2 protein-coding genes (1 of these 2 running past the window's edge) are annotated in these 16,529 nt (G+C 71.0%); one reads left to right on the top strand and one right to left on the bottom strand.

What is annotated here, in order from left to right; genetic code table 11:
• Positions 1–20 precede the first annotated feature (20 nt).
• Positions 21–1,610: an MBL fold metallo-hydrolase gene (locus OV208_RS40270; RefSeq protein WP_267579292.1), complete on the bottom strand. Its 1,590-nt coding sequence runs from the start codon at positions 1,608–1,610 to the stop codon at positions 21–23.
• Positions 1,611–2,007: 397 nt separating this feature from the next.
• On the opposite strand from OV208_RS40270, the gene OV208_RS40265 reads away from it, so the two are divergent.
• Positions 2,008–16,529: the 5' portion of a non-ribosomal peptide synthase/polyketide synthase gene (locus OV208_RS40265; protein ID WP_267579291.1), read on the top strand. The gene runs 9,532 nt beyond the window's last position; only the first 14,522 of its 24,054 coding nucleotides appear in the window; its start codon is at positions 2,008–2,010; its stop codon lies off the right edge, out of view.

The following is a 16,529-nucleotide window of genomic DNA, read 5'->3' as shown; positions in this document are numbered from 1 at the left end:
CTCCCGGCTGACTCCCGGTGCTACTCGAGGATCCGCTCCATGCGCAGGAAGGGCCGCTCGGCGGGGATGTTCCGGCCGCGGCAGACCTCCAGGAACTTGTTGGATTCGATCATCTGGGGCGCCGTCTCGTCGTACTGGAGCACCATGACGTGGCGCAGCCAGGGCTCCTGGCCCATGGCGTAGACGAAGGATTCGCGCGGCTTCAGGTGGTTGAGGATCTCCGTGGCGCGCGCGGAGTCGGAGCCGTTGAGCCGGCGCGACTGGTCCATCTTGCGCGGCAGCGGATTGCTGAGCAGCGGGCCGTACATCCAGCTCATCGGGCCGCCCTCGCACTCCATGCCCAGGTAGAGCGCGTCCAGCGGGCCCACCAGCTCCTGGAGGTGTTCGTACATCCGGGGCTCCAGCGCGTTGGAGTCCGCGGCCATCAGCATCGCGCGGCCGCCCAGTTTCACCAGGTGCGCCGTCTTCGCCTGCACGGACAGGTCGCTGTGCTCGCCGATGAAGGGGATGCCCATCAGCGACCCGCCGGGGATGCGGATCTCCTGCAGATCATCGATTTCGATGACGTTGCGGAAGCCCGTCTTCTCCAGCATCAGGCGCAGCGACGGATCCGCCAGCGAGAACGCGTTGGAGCGGGGCACGACGATGGTCCCGATGCGGTGACGCAACTGGATGAGCGTCTCCATCATCAGGTGGTCGGCGTGGCCGTGGGTGATGAGGACGTAGTCAATCTTCTCCGGCAGGTCCGCGTGGGTGAAGCGCGGCTGCTCGGTGGGGAACTCGTAGCTGATGACGGGGTCGGTGAGGACGGACACCTCGCGCGTCTCCATCAGCACGCACGCGTGGCCGAAGTAGCGCACGCGCACGCCCGGGCCGGTGTAGGGCTCCGGCTTGCGGGGCGCCACTTCCGTGAAGAGGTCCGCGAACGCGTCCGCCGCGGAGGACGGCACGCCCAGCATCTCCGCCACCTGCCCGGGGTTGCCCGGCGTGTGGCGCATGCGGAAGAGGGCGTCCAGGCCCTCGTGCCGGAAGGGCACCTGGAGCCACAGCGGCGTGTCCCCTTCGAGCCGGGGCGTGCTGAAGACGTACTTGCGCGCATCTCCCGTGACGCGCATCAGCGACACGCTCTGCGACGATTCCTTGTAGAGGCTGCTGCGGTAGAGCAGCGGCTCCATGATGCGGGCGTTGGCCCGGTGGGCCAGGTCGTACGTGAGCTCCACGTAGCCCCGGAGCATGTCCGGCACCTTCGCGTAGAGCGGCTCCAGCGACTCACCCTTGGAGCTGGCGAGCAGCTGCTCCAGGTCCGCCAGGGCCTTGGTGTAGGCCAGGAAGTCCGCGTGGTCCTTCGTGGTGCGATCCAACAGCGCCTTCACGTCCCCCACGCGCGACACGGGGTGGTTGATGAAGGGGCCGCCCATCAGCGCCGGGTTCTGGAGCGCGGCCACGTGCACGTCCGGGTTCGCCACGAACGACTGCATCAGCTTCAGGTGCAGGCGGGAGACGAACAGCGGCGCCGTCGCGGGCGACAGCAGGTACCACCAGACGTACCACTGGTTGAACAGTGGCTCGATGGCGACATCAGGCTTCAGGTACATGGGACGCTCGAGCATGAAGAGGTCTCGCGGGTGCCGCCCAGGGACTTCCTGACCCGGAGCGGATGGGATGTTGCTGCCAGTGAGGGGGAGCAGGCACCCGGCTTCCTCCGGAGGCGCTCGCGTCCCGCCAATGTTGATGATTCCCTCGGTGACTTCAAGGCGGTAACCGCCCGCCAGGCTCAACGACTTCTCTGTTTTCCTGTTTCACGCGGGGGATTTCTATCATCCATTTCCGGGGAACGCGGGGTTGTCTCTGAGTTCGCAGACAGGTTCCTAGAGAAAATCAAGAAGCACCGGCATCGCATTTCTCGCCGAGTTTTTTTGCGGATACAATTCGACGCATTGTGCGTGGGTCGGACCGTGCCCCCCCGGTTCAGGTCCAGCACCGCCAATCACCCAGAGGAAGTCCATCATGCTTTTGGCGAGCCACAGGCCGGCCTTCGCGACCTTGCTGGACCTCATTGATGAGAGGGCCCGGCAGGGGGAGGAGAGGCGGCTCTACACCTTCGTGGAGGAGGGTGAGGAGACGGTGCTGACGTTCGCGGGGTTGCGCGAGCGGGCCCGGGCGATTGGCGCCTTGTTGCAGGAGCACGGTGGGGCCGGGGAGCGGGTGGTGCTGCTGTATCCGCCCGGGCTGGACTACGTGGCGGGGTTCTTCGGGTGCCTGGCCGCTGGGGCGGTGGCGGTGCCCGCGTATCCGCCGGATCCGTCGCGGCTGGAGCGCACGCTGCCCAGGCTCCGGGCCATCATCCAGGATGCGCGCGCGACGGTGGTGTTGACGACGTCGTTCGTGCTGTCGATGGCGGAGTTCCTGTTCGAGCAGGCCCCGGAGCTGCGGGGCGTGAAGTGGCTGGCGACGGACGCGCTGCCCGCGGACGCGGCGGGCTCCTGGAAGGCGCCGGAGCTGAAGTCCGACTCGCTGGCGTTCCTCCAGTACACGTCCGGCTCCACGGGCACCCCCAAGGGGGTGATGCTCACGCACGGGAACCTGCTCCACAACCTGGGGCTCATCCACCACGCCTTCGAGACGCGCAACGACAGCGTGGCCGTCATCTGGCTGCCGCCGTACCACGACATGGGGCTCATCGGCGGCATCATGCAGCCGCTGTTCGGGAACTACCCCGCGGTGCTGATGTCGCCCTTGAGCTTCCTCAAGCGGCCCATGGCGTGGATGGAGGCGGTGAGCCGCTACGGGGGCACCGTCAGCGGAGGACCCAACTTCGCCTTCGACCTGTGCGTGAGGAAGAGCACGCCCGAACAGCGGCAGGCGCTGGACTTGAGCCGCTGGGAGGTCGCCTTCACCGGAGCGGAGCCCATCCGCCCGGAGACGCTGGATCGCTTCATGGAAGCGTTCGGCCCCAGCGGCTTCAAGCGCGAGGCGTTCTACCCCTGCTACGGGCTGGCGGAAGGGACGCTCATCGCCTCCGGAGGCCAGAAGTCGGCGCCGCCGCTGTCGATGACCTTGTCGGCCAGCGCGCTGGAGCAGCACCGCGCGGAGGAGGCCCGCGCGGACGACGCGGGGGCCCGGACGCTGGTGAGCTGTGGGCAGACGATCCTGGATCAGCGCATCGCCATCGTGGATCCGGAGACGCGAGAGCGGCGTGAGCCCGGGCGGGTGGGCGAAATCTGGGTGTCCGGCCCGAGCGTGGCCACGGGCTATTGGGGCCGTGAGGATTCCAGCCACGAGACGTTCCAGGCGCGCATCGCCCATGAGGATTCCCCGCCGTACCTGCGCACGGGCGACCTGGGCTTCCTGCGGCCCGACGGCGAGCTGTACGTCACCGGCCGGCGCAAGGACCTGATCATCCTGCGCGGCCGCAACCACTACCCCCAGGACATGGAGGCGACGGTGGAGGTGGGCCACCCGGCGCTGCGGCCCGGGGGCGGCGCGGTGTTCTCGGTGGACGTGGGGGGCGAGGAGCGCGCGGTCGTCGTGCAGGAGATCGACGTGCGCAAGCTGGGCGGTCTGCGCCAGCAGTTCGAGGCGGCGGACGCGGCGATCGGCGTCATCCGGCAGCGGCTTTCGGAGCTGCACGAGGTGCAGGCGTACGCGGTGGTCCTCATCGAACCGGGGAGCCTGCCCAAGACGTCCAGTGGCAAGGTGCAGCGGCATGCGTGCCGCGCCGCGTTCCTCACCGGGACGCTGCAGGAGGTGATGGCGTGGAAGGAGCCGCCGCCCGAGCCGCCCTCCGGCTCCGGTCCGGGCTCTGGCCCTGGCCCCGGTTCGACAGGCTCCGGGTCCTCGTCGGGCGCGAGCACCGCGCCGGCCTCGGCGCCGGTGACGAAGGCGGGCGCAGAAACGGCGGAGGCGCTGGAGGCGTGGCTGCGCGACGTGGTGGCGCGGCACCTGCGAGTGCGGCGCGAGGAGCTGGACCTCCAGGCGCCGGTGACGCGCTACGGGCTGGATTCGCTGGCGGCGGTGGAGCTGGCGGACGCGGTGGCGACCGGCACGGGCCTGACGGTGCCCATGGAGATGATGCTCCAGGGACCGAGCATCGCGACCCTGGCGCGGCAGCTTGTCGCGCTCCGGGAAGCGCAGGGTCCGGGACGGACCGCGCCGCGTCGGCGGGACGTGACGGGCGACCGGGAGGTGTCCTTCTCCCAGGCGCGGCTGTGGTTCCTGGATCAGTACGCGCCGGGCGACGTGGCCTACAACCTGCCGGCGGCGGTGCGGCTGGAAGGGGCGCTCGACGTGGTCGCGCTGGAGGAGAGCCTCACGGCGCTCGCCGAGCGGCATGAAGCGCTGCGGACCACGTTCCGCGCGGAGGACGGCCGTCCGCTCCAGGTCATCGCCCCGCATGCGGCGCTGCCGCTGGAGCGCGTGTCGTTCGAGTCCCTGTCGGTGTCGGAAGGGGAGTCGGCGGCGGCATTGCGGGCCCAGGAAGAAGCCCGCCGTCCGTTCGACCTGGCGCGAGGCCCGTTGGTGCGCGCCACGCTGCTGACGCTGGATCCAAGCACGCACGTGCTGGTGCTGGTGATGCACCATGCGGTGTCGGATGGCGCGTCGATGGCGGTGCTCGTGCGCGAGCTGTCCGCGCTGTACGCGGCGCGACGCGAGGGCCGGCCGTCGCCCCTGCCCGCGCTGCCGCTGCGCTACGCCGACTTCGCGGACTGGCAGCGGGAGGGGCTGGACGGGGAGGTGCTGGACGCGCGGCTGAAGTACTGGAAGCAGCAGCTCACGGGGGCACCCCGGCTCCTGGAGCTGCCCACGGACCGGCCGCGCTCCGTCGTCCGGGAGGTTCGCGGTGAGCGCCTGCCGGTGGTGTTGGACAAGGCGCTGACGGACGCGGTGAAGACGCTGGCGGTGCGCGAAGGGGTGACGCCCTTCATGGTGCTGCTCGCGGGCTTCCAGGCCGTCCTCGCGCGCCACGCGGGGCAGGACGACGTCAGCGTGGGCACGGCCATCGCGGGGCGCGGCCGCGCGGAGTTCCAGGGGCTGGTGGGCTTCTTCGTCAACACGCTGGTGATGCGCACCCGGCTGTCCGGCGCGCCCACGTTCCAGCAGTTGCTGGGCCGGGTGCGGGAGACGGCGCTGGGGGCATACGCGCACCAGGACGTGCCCTTCGAGAAGCTGGTGGAAGCGCTCCAGCCCGCGCGCGACCGGGGCCACACGCCGCTGTTCCAGGTGATGTTCATCCTGCAGGGCGCGCAGGTGGGGGCGCCGGTGCTGCCCGGCCTCCAGTCGCGCCTGCTGGAGGTCCACACCGGCACGGCGATGTTCGACCTGACGCTGTCGCTGGCCGAGTCCGCGCGGGGCCTGGAGGGCTGGCTGGAGTACGCCAGCGACCTGTTCGACGCGGACACCGTGACCCGGCTGGCCGGACACCTGCGCGTGCTGCTCCAGGTCGCGGTCGCGGATCCGTCGCGCCGCGTGGATGCGTTGCCGCTCCTGGATGCGGCGGAGGCGAAGCACCTGTCGGCGCTGGCGCAGGGGCCCGTCACCGACTTCCCGGCGGAGGCCACTGTCGCGTCGCTGTTCGCGGTGCAGGTGCTCCGCACGCCGGACGCGGTGGCGCTCATCGTCGGGGACACCCGGCTGACGTACCGCGAACTGCGACAGCGGGCGCGTGCCGTGGCGCGGGAGCTTCGCGCGCGCGGCGTGGGCCCGGAGTCGGTGGTGGGCCTGTGCGTGGACCGCTCGGTGGAGCTGGCGGTGGGACTGCTCGGCATCCTGGAGGCGGGCGCGGCCTACCTGCCGTTGGATCCCGGGTACCCGGCGGAGCGGCTTGCGTCCATGTGGCAGGACTCGGGTGCGCGGGTGCTGGTGGGGCCGCGCCATCTGGACGGCGTGCTCCCCGTGCCGGAGGGTCAGCGGCTGGTGTTGGACGTGGCTTCGGACGCGGGTGTGTCGCCGGCCGGAGACTTCCCGGACGCAGCCCCTCGGGAGACGGACTCGGGGACGCTCGCGTACGTGCTCTACACGTCCGGTTCGACGGGGCGCCCCAAGGGCGTGCTGGTGCCGCACCGGACGGTGATGAACTTCTTCCGCGCGATGGACGCGCACGTGTCGCCGCGTTCGGGCACCTGGCTCGCGGTGACGAGCATCTCGTTCGACATCTCCGTGCTGGAGCTGCTCTGGACGTGGACGCGCGGCTTCCAGGTGGTGCTCGCGCCGGTGGGGCTGGAGCCTGTCGCGCTCGCCCAGGCGCTGGAGCGTCACGCCGCCACGCACCTGCAATGCACGCCGTCGTATGCGCGCGCGCTCGTGGAGGAACCCCGTGCGCTGGAGGCGCTCGGCGTGCTGGGGCAGATGCTGGTGGGCGGTGAAGCCCTTCCGGGCGTGCTCGCGGCACGCCTGCGGGCACGGGTTCCAGTATTACTCAATATGTACGGACCCACCGAGACAACGGTGTGGTCCTCGACGCATCGCGTGGAGGCGGAGCGCTCCGGCACGGTGTCGTTGGGACGGCCGCTGGCGAACACAGGCCTGCACCTGTTGGACGCGCACCTGCGGCCGGTGCCGATGGGAGTACCCGGTGAGCTTTTCATCGGGGGCGACGGTGTGGTGCGCGGCTACCTGGGGCGTCCGGACCTGACGGCGGAGCGCTTCGTGCCGGATGCGTTCGGCGGGGCACCGGGCTCTCGGCTGTACCGCACGGGCGACCGCGCGCGGTGGCGGACGGACGGCACGCTGGAGTTCCTGGGCCGCGTGGATCACCAGGTGAAGGTGCGGGGCTTCCGCATCGAACCGGGCGAGGTGGAGTCCGTCCTCGCGCGGCACGCGGGCGTCGCGGCCTCGGTGGTCGTCGCGCGCGAGGACGTGCCGGGCGACGCGCGGCTGGTGGCCTACGTGGTCGCGAAGCCGGGCCAGACGCTGGCGGAGGCCTCGCTCCGGGAGCACGCGCGGCGTCTGCTGCCGGAGTCGATGGTGCCGTCGTCCGTGATGGTGCTGGCCGCGCTGCCGCTCACGCCCAACGGAAAGGTGGACCGCGCCGCGTTGCCGGCACCGGAGGCCCCGCGCGCGGAGCGCGGCTTCGTCGCCCCGGGCACGCCCACGGAAGTGCTGCTCGCGGGGCTGTGGAGCCAGTTGCTGCGCGTGGAGTCGGTGGGGCTGCGCGACGACTTCTTCGCGCTCGGAGGCCACTCGCTGCTGGCCACGCGGCTGTCGTCCGCGGTCCGCGCCGCCTTCCAGGTCGAGCTCCCCGTGCGCGAGCTGTTCGACGCGTCCACGCTGGGCGCGCTGGCGGCGCGCATCGACGCCCTTCTTCTGGGGCAGGCCGGGGTGCTGGGGCCCGCGCTGAGCGCCGTCTCCCGCGACGGTGCGCTCGTGGCGTCCTTCGCGCAGCAGCGCCTGTGGTTCTTGGAACAGTTGGAGCCGGGCAATCCCGCGTACCACATCCCCGTGGCCGTGGAGCTGGACGGCGCGCTGGATGTGGCCGCATTGGAGCGCGCGTTCGAGGCGTTGGTGCAGCGGCACGAATCGCTGCGCACGACGCTGGTGGCGCCGGAAGGCCAGCCGTTCCAGGTGGTGGCCGCGCCTTCGCGCATGCCGCTCGTGGGCAAGGACTTGTCCGCGCTGGAAGACGCGGGCGCGGAGGTGCGGCGGCTGATGGCGGAGGAGGCGCGGCGTCCGTTCGACCTGGCGCGTGGGCCGCTCTTGCGCCTCACGCTCCTGAAGTGCGCGCCCACGCGGCACGTGCTGCTGCTCACCATGCACCACGTCGTCTCCGACGGCGGCTCCATGCTGGTGATGGTGCGGGACGTGGCCGCGCTCTACGAAGCCTTCGTATCCGGGCACGCGTCGCCGCTGCCTCCGCTGTCGCTCCAGCCCGCGGACCATGCGGCGTGGCAGCGGGCGTGGCTCCAGGGTGAGACCCTGGAGGCGCAGCTCTCGTGGTGGCGCTCGAAGCTTGAAGGCGCGCCGCACGTGCTCGCGCTGCCGACGGACCGGCCGCGTCCGGTGGTCCAGACGGCCGCGGGGGCGACCCTTCCGGTGCACCTGTCGCCCGGCCTGACGGACGCCGTGCGCGCGCTGGCCCGGCGCGAGGGCGTGACGCCCTTCATGGTGCTGCTGGCGGCGTGGCAGGTGTTGATGGCGCGCCACGCGGGGCAGGACGACGTGCTCGTGGGCTCGCCGGTCGCGGGGCGGGACCGCGCGGAGCTGGACGGGCTCATCGGCCTGTTCGTGAACACGCTCGTGCTGCGGGCGCGGCTGGGGGAAAACCCGTCGTTCCGGGACCTGCTCCAGCAGGTGCGTGAGACGACGCTGGGCGCGTACGCGCATCAGGCGGTGCCGTTCGAGAAGCTGGTGGACGCGTTGCAGCCCCAGCGCGACCTGAGCCGGTCGCCGCTGTTCCAGGTGATGCTGGCGCTCCAGGAGGATCCGCTGCCGGAGCTGCGCTTGCCCGGGCTGTCGCTGCGGATGCTGGAGGAGGAGGGCGCGGGCGCGCAGTTCGACCTGAAGCTGTCGCTCACCGACGCGGCCTCCGGCTTCACCGGCACGCTGGAGTACAACACCGACCTCTTCGACGCGGCGACGGTGGCGCGGTGGGCGGAGCACCTGGACGTGCTCCTGACGGCCGCGGTGGCCCACCCGGAGACGCGGGTGAAGTCGCTGCCGCTGATGTCGGTCGCGGAGCGCCACCTGCTGCTGGTGGACTGGAACGCCACGCACCGCGACTACCCGACCGACGCCACGCTGCACGGGCTGGTGGAGGCCCAGGTCGCGCGCACGCCGGACGCGGTGGCGGTGGACTTCGAGGGCCTGCGGCTCACGTACCGGGAGCTGGATGCCCGGGCCAATCAGCTCGCGCATCACCTGCGGGAGCGCGGCGTGGGGCCCGAGGTGCGCGTGGGCGTCTGCGCGGAGCGCTCGCTGGAGATGGTGGTCGCGCTCCTGGGCGTGCTCAAGGCCGGTGGCGCGTACGTGCCCATCGATCCGTCGGCTCCGGCGGATCGCCTGACGTATCAGGTGGAGGACTCGGCGGTGGCGGTGCTGCTCACGCAGCGGCATCTGGTGGACGCCCTCTCCGTGGGGAGCACGCCCGTGGTGTGCCTGGACTCGGATTGGTCCCAGGTAGAGCGGTCGTCCCCGGAGCCGGTGGTGTCGGGTGTCGGGCCGGAGCATCTGGCGTACGTCATCTACACGTCGGGCAGCACGGGTCGCCCGAAGGGCGCGATGAACACCCACGCGGGCATCTGCAACCGGCTGCTCTGGATGCAGGAGGCCTACGGGTTGGAGCCCCGGGACGTCGTGTTGCAGAAGACGCCCTTCAGCTTCGACGTGTCGGTGTGGGAGTTCTTCTGGCCGCTGATGACCGGAGCCAGGCTGCTGGTCGCGCGGCCCGGAGGCCATCAGGACGCCGCCTATCTGGTGGACGTGATGGCGCGCGAGGGCGTCACGACGCTGCACTTCGTGCCGTCGATGCTCCAGGTGTTCCTGGAGGAGCCGGGGCTGGAGCGGTGCACGGCGCTCCGGCGGGTGGTGTGCAGTGGTGAAGCGCTGCCGCTGGAGCTGAAGGACCGCTGCCTGGAGCGGCTGGGCGTGCCGCTGCACAACCTCTACGGCCCCACCGAGGCCGCGGTGGACGTGACCTTCTGGGCCTGCGAGCGCGACGACGGACGGCGCAGCGTGCCCATCGGGCGGCCGGTGGCGAACACGCGGATCCTCATCCTGGACGAGGCCCTGGAGCCGGTGCCGGTGGGGCTCGCGGGTGAGCTGTACATCGGCGGTGTGCAGGTGGGCCGCGGCTACCTGGGGCGTCCGTCGCTGACGGCGGAGCGCTTCGTGCCCGATCCGCACGGGCCCGCGGGGACGCGGCTGTACCGCACGGGAGATCAGGCCCGCATCCTGGCCGACGGGAGCATCGAGTACCTGGGCCGCCTGGACTTCCAGGTGAAGGTGCGTGGCTTCCGCATCGAGCTGGGCGAAGTCGAGTCGGCGCTGGGCCAGTGCGAGGGCGTGCGCGAGAGCGTGGTGGTGGTGCGCGAGGACGCGCCGGGCATCAAGCGGCTGGTGGCGTACGTCGTGGGGCAGTCGGACGCGCGGGTCTCGGTGGAAGGACTGCGCGCGGAGCTGAAGGCAAGGCTGCCAGAGTACATGGTGCCTGCTGCCTTCGTGCTGCTGGACGCGCTGCCCCTGTCATCGAACGGCAAGGTGGACCGCAAGGCCCTGCCCGCGCCAGAGGCGGGCACGGAGGCCAGCGAGTCCTATGAGGCTCCGAGGACTCAGACCGAGGAGACACTGGCGGGAGTGTGGGCGCGGGTGCTGGGCGTGGAGCGGGTAGGGGTGCGCGAGAATTTCTTCGCGCTGGGCGGGGACTCCATCCTGAGCATCCAGGTGGTGGCGAAGGCGGGGCAGGCAGGGCTGAAGGTCACGCCGAAGCAGTTGTTCCAGCACCCGACGGTGGAGCAGTTGGCGAAGGTGGTGGAGTCGGTCCGCGGGACGGTGGGCGAGCAGGGGTTGGTGGAAGGAGAGGTGTCGCTGACGCCGATCCAGCGATGGTTCTTCGAGAAGGAATTGCCGCAGGCGCACCACTTCAACCAGGCGGTGCTGCTGGAGGCGAAGGAAGGGGTGGAGGCGGAGCGGCTGGAGGAGGCGCTGCGGGCGCTGGTGGCGCACCACGACGCGCTGCGGATGCGCTACGTGCGCGGCGACTCCGGTTGGACGCAGCACAACGCCGGCCTGGAGAAGGCGCTGGTGTTGGAGCAGGTGGACGTGTCCGCGTTGTCCGAGGCGGATCAGGACCGGGCGCTCGCGGAGGCGGTGGCGCGGACCCAGTCGAGCATCGATCTGCGAGAGGGCCTGTTGCTGCGCGCGCTGCTGATGGAGCGCGGAGCGGGCCGGACGTCGCGGCTGCTGCTGGTGGTGCACCACCTGGTGGTGGACGGCGTGTCGTGGCGCGTGCTGCTGGAGGACCTGGGTACGGCGTACGCGCAGCGGCGTGAAGGTCGCGCGGTGGAGCTGCCAGCGAAGACGACGTCCTTCCAGTCGTGGGCGCGCAAGCTGGAGGCGTACGCGCGCGGGCCGGAGCTGGAGAAGGAAGCGGCGTGGTGGCTTGCGCAGGCGAGTGAAGTGCCCGCGCTGCCGGTGGACACGGCGGGCGAGAACAGCGTGGCGTCCGCGCGTGGAGTGGTGGAGGGGTTGGAGGCGGAAGAGACGCGGGCGCTGTTGCAGGAAGTCCCTGGTGCATACCGGGCGACGGTGAACGAAGTGCTGGTGTCGGCCCTTGCGAGCGTGCTGACGCGGTGGACGGGGCAGGGGCGGGTGCGGGTGGACGTGGAGGGCCACGGCCGCGAGGAGCTCTTCGCGGACGCGGATGTGACGCGGACGGTGGGGTGGTTCACGTCGCTGTACCCGGTGGTGCTGGAGGTGCCGGAAGCAGGCACGTCAGGCGACGCACTGCGAGCGGTGAGGGACACGCTGCGGCAGGTGCCGGGCAAGGGCGTGGGCTACGGCCTGCTGCGCTACCAGGGCCCCGCCGCGGTGGTGGCGAAGCTGAAGGAGGCCCCGAGGGCGGAGGTGGCCTTCAACTACCTGGGGCAGTTCGACGCGCTGGCGACGGGGGCTGGAGGCTTCAGTCTGGCGAAGGAATCGTCGGGCCCTGCGATGGGAGAGGGCGGGCAGCGCGGGCACGTGCTGGAGGTGAATGGGCTGGTGGTGGGGGGCCGGCTGGAAGTGACGTGGACGTACAGCGAAGCGCTGCACACGCGTGCGACGGTGGAGGGGCTGGCGCGGGCGTACACGGAAGCGCTGCGGACGCTGGTGGCGGGCCGTCGGACGGAGGACGCGGCGAGGTACACGCCGTCGGACTTCCCGTTGGCGAAGCTGGACGCGCGGACGCTTGCGCAGGTGCAGGCGAAGGTGGAGGGCTTCGAGGACATCTACCCGCTGTCGCCGATGCAGCAGGGCATGCTCTTCCACGCGCTGCTGGCGCCGAAGTCGGGCGTGTACTTCGAGCAGCTCTCCTGGGCCTTCCACGCGCCCCTGGATACGCAGGCGCTGCGGCGCACGTGGGACGAGCTGGTGGCGCGGCACGCGGTGCTGCGCACGACGTTCCTCTGGGAAGGGCTGGAGGCGCCGTTGCAGGTGGTGCGCCGGCAGGTGGTGTTGCCGTGGCGGGAACTCGACTGGCGCGGCCAGACGGAAGAGGCGCAGCGACAGCAACTGGAGACCTTCCTGGAGGAGGACCGGGCCCGGGGCTTCGACCTCGCGGAAGGTCCGTTGCTGCGCATCGCGCTGGTGCGGCTGGACACGAACGTCCACCGGTTCATCTGGAGCTTCCATCACACCGTCATCGACGGCTGGAGCATGGCCCTGCTGCTCAAGCAGGTCTTCGCGCTCTATCAGGCGCGGGTCCAGGGTCGGGTGCTTCCGAAGGGGCCCTCGGGTATCGACTACCGGGACTACGTCGCGTGGCTACTGCGGCAGGACGCGGCCCGGTCGGAGGCGTTCTGGCGGACGGAGCTTGAGGGCATCCACGCCCCGACCCTGCTTCCGCGCGACACGCAATCCGGAACCTCCACGCCCGTGCCGGAAGGGCATGGCGAGCGTTCGCTCCACCTGTCGGCACGGTCCACCGCCGCGCTCCAGTCCTTCGCCCGGCGCCAGCAGCTCACGCTGAACACGTTGGTGCAGGCGGCGTGGGCGCTGGTGTTGTCGCGCCATGGTGGCGACGAGGACGTCGTCTTCGGCGTCACGGTGTCGGGACGGCCCACGGAGCTGCCAGGGGCGGAGGACGCCGCCGGCCTCTTCATCAACACCGTGCCGGTGCGCATGCGCGTGTCGGCCGACGCCTCCGTGACCTCGTGGCTGCGACACCTGCAGGCCCGCTCCACGGAGTCCCGTCCGTACGAGCATGACTCGCTGGTGCGGGTGCAGGGCTTCAGCCAGGTGCCGCGCGGGACGCCGCTGTTCCAGAGCCTCTTCGTCTTCGAGAACTACCCCCTGGACGTGTCGCTCGCGGCGCAGGGCAATCCGCTCGGCGTTCGCGACGTGCGGGGCGTCGAGCGCAGCAACTATCCGCTGACGGCCTCGGTCATTCCGGGTCGTGAGCTGATGCTGAAGCTGGCGTACGACATGCCGCGCTTCGACGCGGAAGGCATCGAGCGGCTGCTGGGGCAGTGGCAGCGGGCCGTGGAGGGACTGGCGGCGGCGGAGGAGTCGGGACGGGTGTGGGAGGTGGGCATGCTGTCCGCCGAGGAGAAGCAGCGCCTCCTGGTGGATTGGAACCAGACCGCCTCCGGGTATCCCCGCGAGGCAAGCATCGGAGACATCTTCTCGGCGCAGGTGGCGCGGCGCCCGGACGCGGTGGCGCTGGAGACGGCGGACGCGAAGCTGACGTACGCGCAACTGGACGCGAGGGCCAATCAGCTCGCGCACCTGCTGCGTGCGCGAGGGGTGAGGGCGGAGTCGCGGGTGGCGCTGTGCCTGGAGCGCGGCGTGGAGCTGGTGGTGGCGCTGCTGGGCATCCTCAAGGCAGGCGGTGCGTACGTGCCGCTGGAAGCGGACTACCCGCGCGAACGACTGGCCTTCATGCTCGCGGCAGCGGGCCCGCGAGTGCTGGTGACCACGCGCGTGCTGGGTGAGCGGCTGCCGCTGGAAGGCCTGGACGTCGTGCGCGTGGATGAGATGGGCGAAGCCCTGTCCCTCCAACCGACGCACACGCCGGACAGTGGCGTGGGGGGCGGAAACCTCGCGTACGTGGACTTCACGTCGGGCAGCACGGGCACGCCGAAGGGCGTGTGCACGGAACATTCGAGCGTGCTGCGCACGGTGCTGGACGCCAACTACGCGCGACTGGGCGAGGACGACACGTTCCTGCTCGTGGCGCCGGTGTCCTTCGACGCATCGACGCTGGAGGTGTGGGGTCCGTTGCTCAACGGGGCGCGGCTGGTGGTCTATCCGCCGGTGCCAGTGGGTGACGTGAAGGAGATGGAAGGCGTGCTGAAGCGCCATGGCGTCACGGTGCTGCACCTGACGGCGGGCCTCTTCACGCAGATGGTGGAGGGCAACCTGGAAGGGTTGCGAGGGGTGAAGCAGCTCCTGACAGGTGGCGACGTGGTGTCGGCGCCGCACGTGAAGCGCGCGCTGGAGGTGTTGGGCGTGACGGTGACGGCCTGCTACGGGCCGACGGAAGGCACGCTCTTCACGAGCAGCCACCGCATGGAGGCGGTGGAGGACGTGGGCACGACGGTGCCCATCGGCCGCCCCATTGGTGACACGCAGGTGTACGTGCTGGACGGGCAGTGGCAGCCGGTGCCAGCGGGCGTGGCGGGAGAGCTGTACGCGGCCGGTGACGGCCTCGCGCGTGGCTACCTGGGCCGACCGGAACTGACGGCGGAGGTCTTCCTGCCCAACCCGTTCGGACGGGCGGGCAGCCGCATGTACCGCACGGGCGACCTCGCGCGGTGGCGCGCGGACGGCGTGCTGGAGTTCCTGGGTCGAGGCGACACGCAGGTGAAGGTGCGGGGCTTCCGCGTGGAGCTGGCGGAAGTGGAGGCCGCGCTGGGCCGCTGCGAAGGCGTGCGCGAGGGCGTGGTTGTGGCGCGCGGCGAAGGCGCCGGGAACAAGCGGCTGGTGGCGTACGTGGTGGGCGAGGGCCTGGACATCGCGAGCGTGCGCTCGGCGCTGAAGGACGCGGTGCCGGAGTACATGGTGCCGTCGGCCTTCGTGGTCCTGCCGGCGCTGCCGCTCACCGCCAACGGCAAGGTGGCTCGCAAGGCGCTGCCGGAGCCGCAAGAGGCGGGGGTGGAGGTCTCGGGCACGTACGTGGCGCCGAGGACCCCGACGGAGGAGGTGCTGGCGGGCGCTTGGGCGCAGGTGCTGGGCATCGGGCGGGTGGGGACGCAGGACAACTTCTTCGAGCTGGGTGGCCACTCGCTGCTGGCGACGCAGGCCATCTCGCGCATCCGCACCGCCTTCGGCGTGGAGCTGCCGCTGCGGGCCCTCTTCGAAGCGCCCACCGTCGCGCGGATGGCCACGCGGATCGACGATGCCCGGCGTGGCGAAACGTCGGAGGGTCGGCCGCCGCTGGTCGCCAGGCACTGGGAAGGCGCGGCGCCGCTGTCCTTCGCGCAGCAGCGCCTGTGGTTCATCGATCAGTTCGAGCCCGGAAGCGCCTCCTACAACATCCCCGCCGCAGTCCGGCTGGAGGGCACGCTGGACGTGTCCGCGCTGGAGCGAGGCCTCCAGCAACTCATCCGTCGTCACGAAACGCTGCGGACCCTCATCCGCGCGGAGGACGGTCACCCCGCCCAGCTCGTGTCGCCGGAGGTAGAGCTGCCCCTCGCGCACCTGGACCTGTCCGCGCTGCCCGAAGCGGAGCGAGAGGTGGAGGCCCGGCGGATCGCGGGCGAGGAAGCCCGTCGCCCGTTCGACCTCGCGCGAGGCCCCCTTCTGCGGACGACGCTGGTGAGGCTCTCGGAGCAGCAGCACGAACTGCTGCTGACGATGCACCACATCGTCTCCGACGGCTGGTCCATGGGCGTCCTGGTGCGCGAACTGACCGCGCTCTACGCGTCCTTCCGTGCGGCCCAGACGCCCTCCCTGCCAGCGCTGCCGGTCCAGTACGCGGACTACGCGGCATGGCAGCGGGGCTGGTTGCAGGGGGACGCGCTGGAGACGCAGCTGCGGTGGTGGACGCGGCAGTTGGAAGGCGCACCGCCCGCGCTGGAGCTGATGACCGACCGGCCCCGCCCGGCGGTCCAGTCCTTCCGGGGCGCACGCCTGCCCCTCGCGTTGCCCGCCGCGCTGTCCGACTCGCTGCGGAGCCTGGGGCGGAGCGAGGGCGTGACGTCGTTCATGCTGCTGCTGGCCGCATGGCAGGTGCTCCTGTCGCGCTACAGCGGGCAGGACGACATCAGCGTGGGCACGCCCGTCGCAGGGCGCGATCGCACGGAGCTGGAAGGGCTGATCGGCTTCTTCGTCAACACGCTGGTGCTGCGGACGCGGTTCGACGGCGAGCCCACCTTCCGCGACGTGCTGACGCAGGTGCGCGAGACGACGCTCGGCGCCTTCTCGCATCAGGAGGTGCCGTTCGAGAAGCTGGTGGACGCACTGAGCCCGGAGCGGGACCTGCGCCGTTCACCGTTGTTCCAGGTGATGTTCGCGCTCCAGCAGGACGTGTTGTCAGAACAGCGGCTGCCCGGACTCGCCCTGCGTCCCATTCCCCCGGATGACCGCACGGCCAAATACGAGCTGACGCTGTCGCTGTCGGACACGCCGGCAGGGTTCTCCGGATCGATTGAGTACAACACCGACCTGTTCGACGCGGCGACGGTGGAGCGGATGGCGGGGCACCTGGAGGTGCTGCTGACGGCCATCACCGCGAACCCGGACGCGAAGGTGGGGCGGCTGGAGCTGCTGACGGCGCAGGAGCGCCAGCGGCAGGTGGTGGCGTGGAACGCGACGCGCACGGCGTACCCAAGGGAGCAGTGCGTCCACACGCTGGTGACTGCGCAGGTGGGGCGGACACCGGATGCGGTGGCGCTGGA

Source organism: Corallococcus sp. bb12-1 (assembly GCF_026626765.1).
Lineage (GTDB): Bacteria > Myxococcota > Myxococcia > Myxococcales > Myxococcaceae > Corallococcus > Corallococcus terminator.
The sequence above is the reverse complement of the archived record's forward strand: the minus strand, read 5'-3'. Positions and strand labels throughout refer to the sequence as shown.

Excerpts from the sequence above, each read along its gene's own strand:
- OV208_RS40270 (WP_267579292.1), bottom strand. The coding sequence starts at position 1,610 with ATGCTCGAGCGTCCCATGTACCTGAAGCCTGATGTCGCCATCGAGCCA.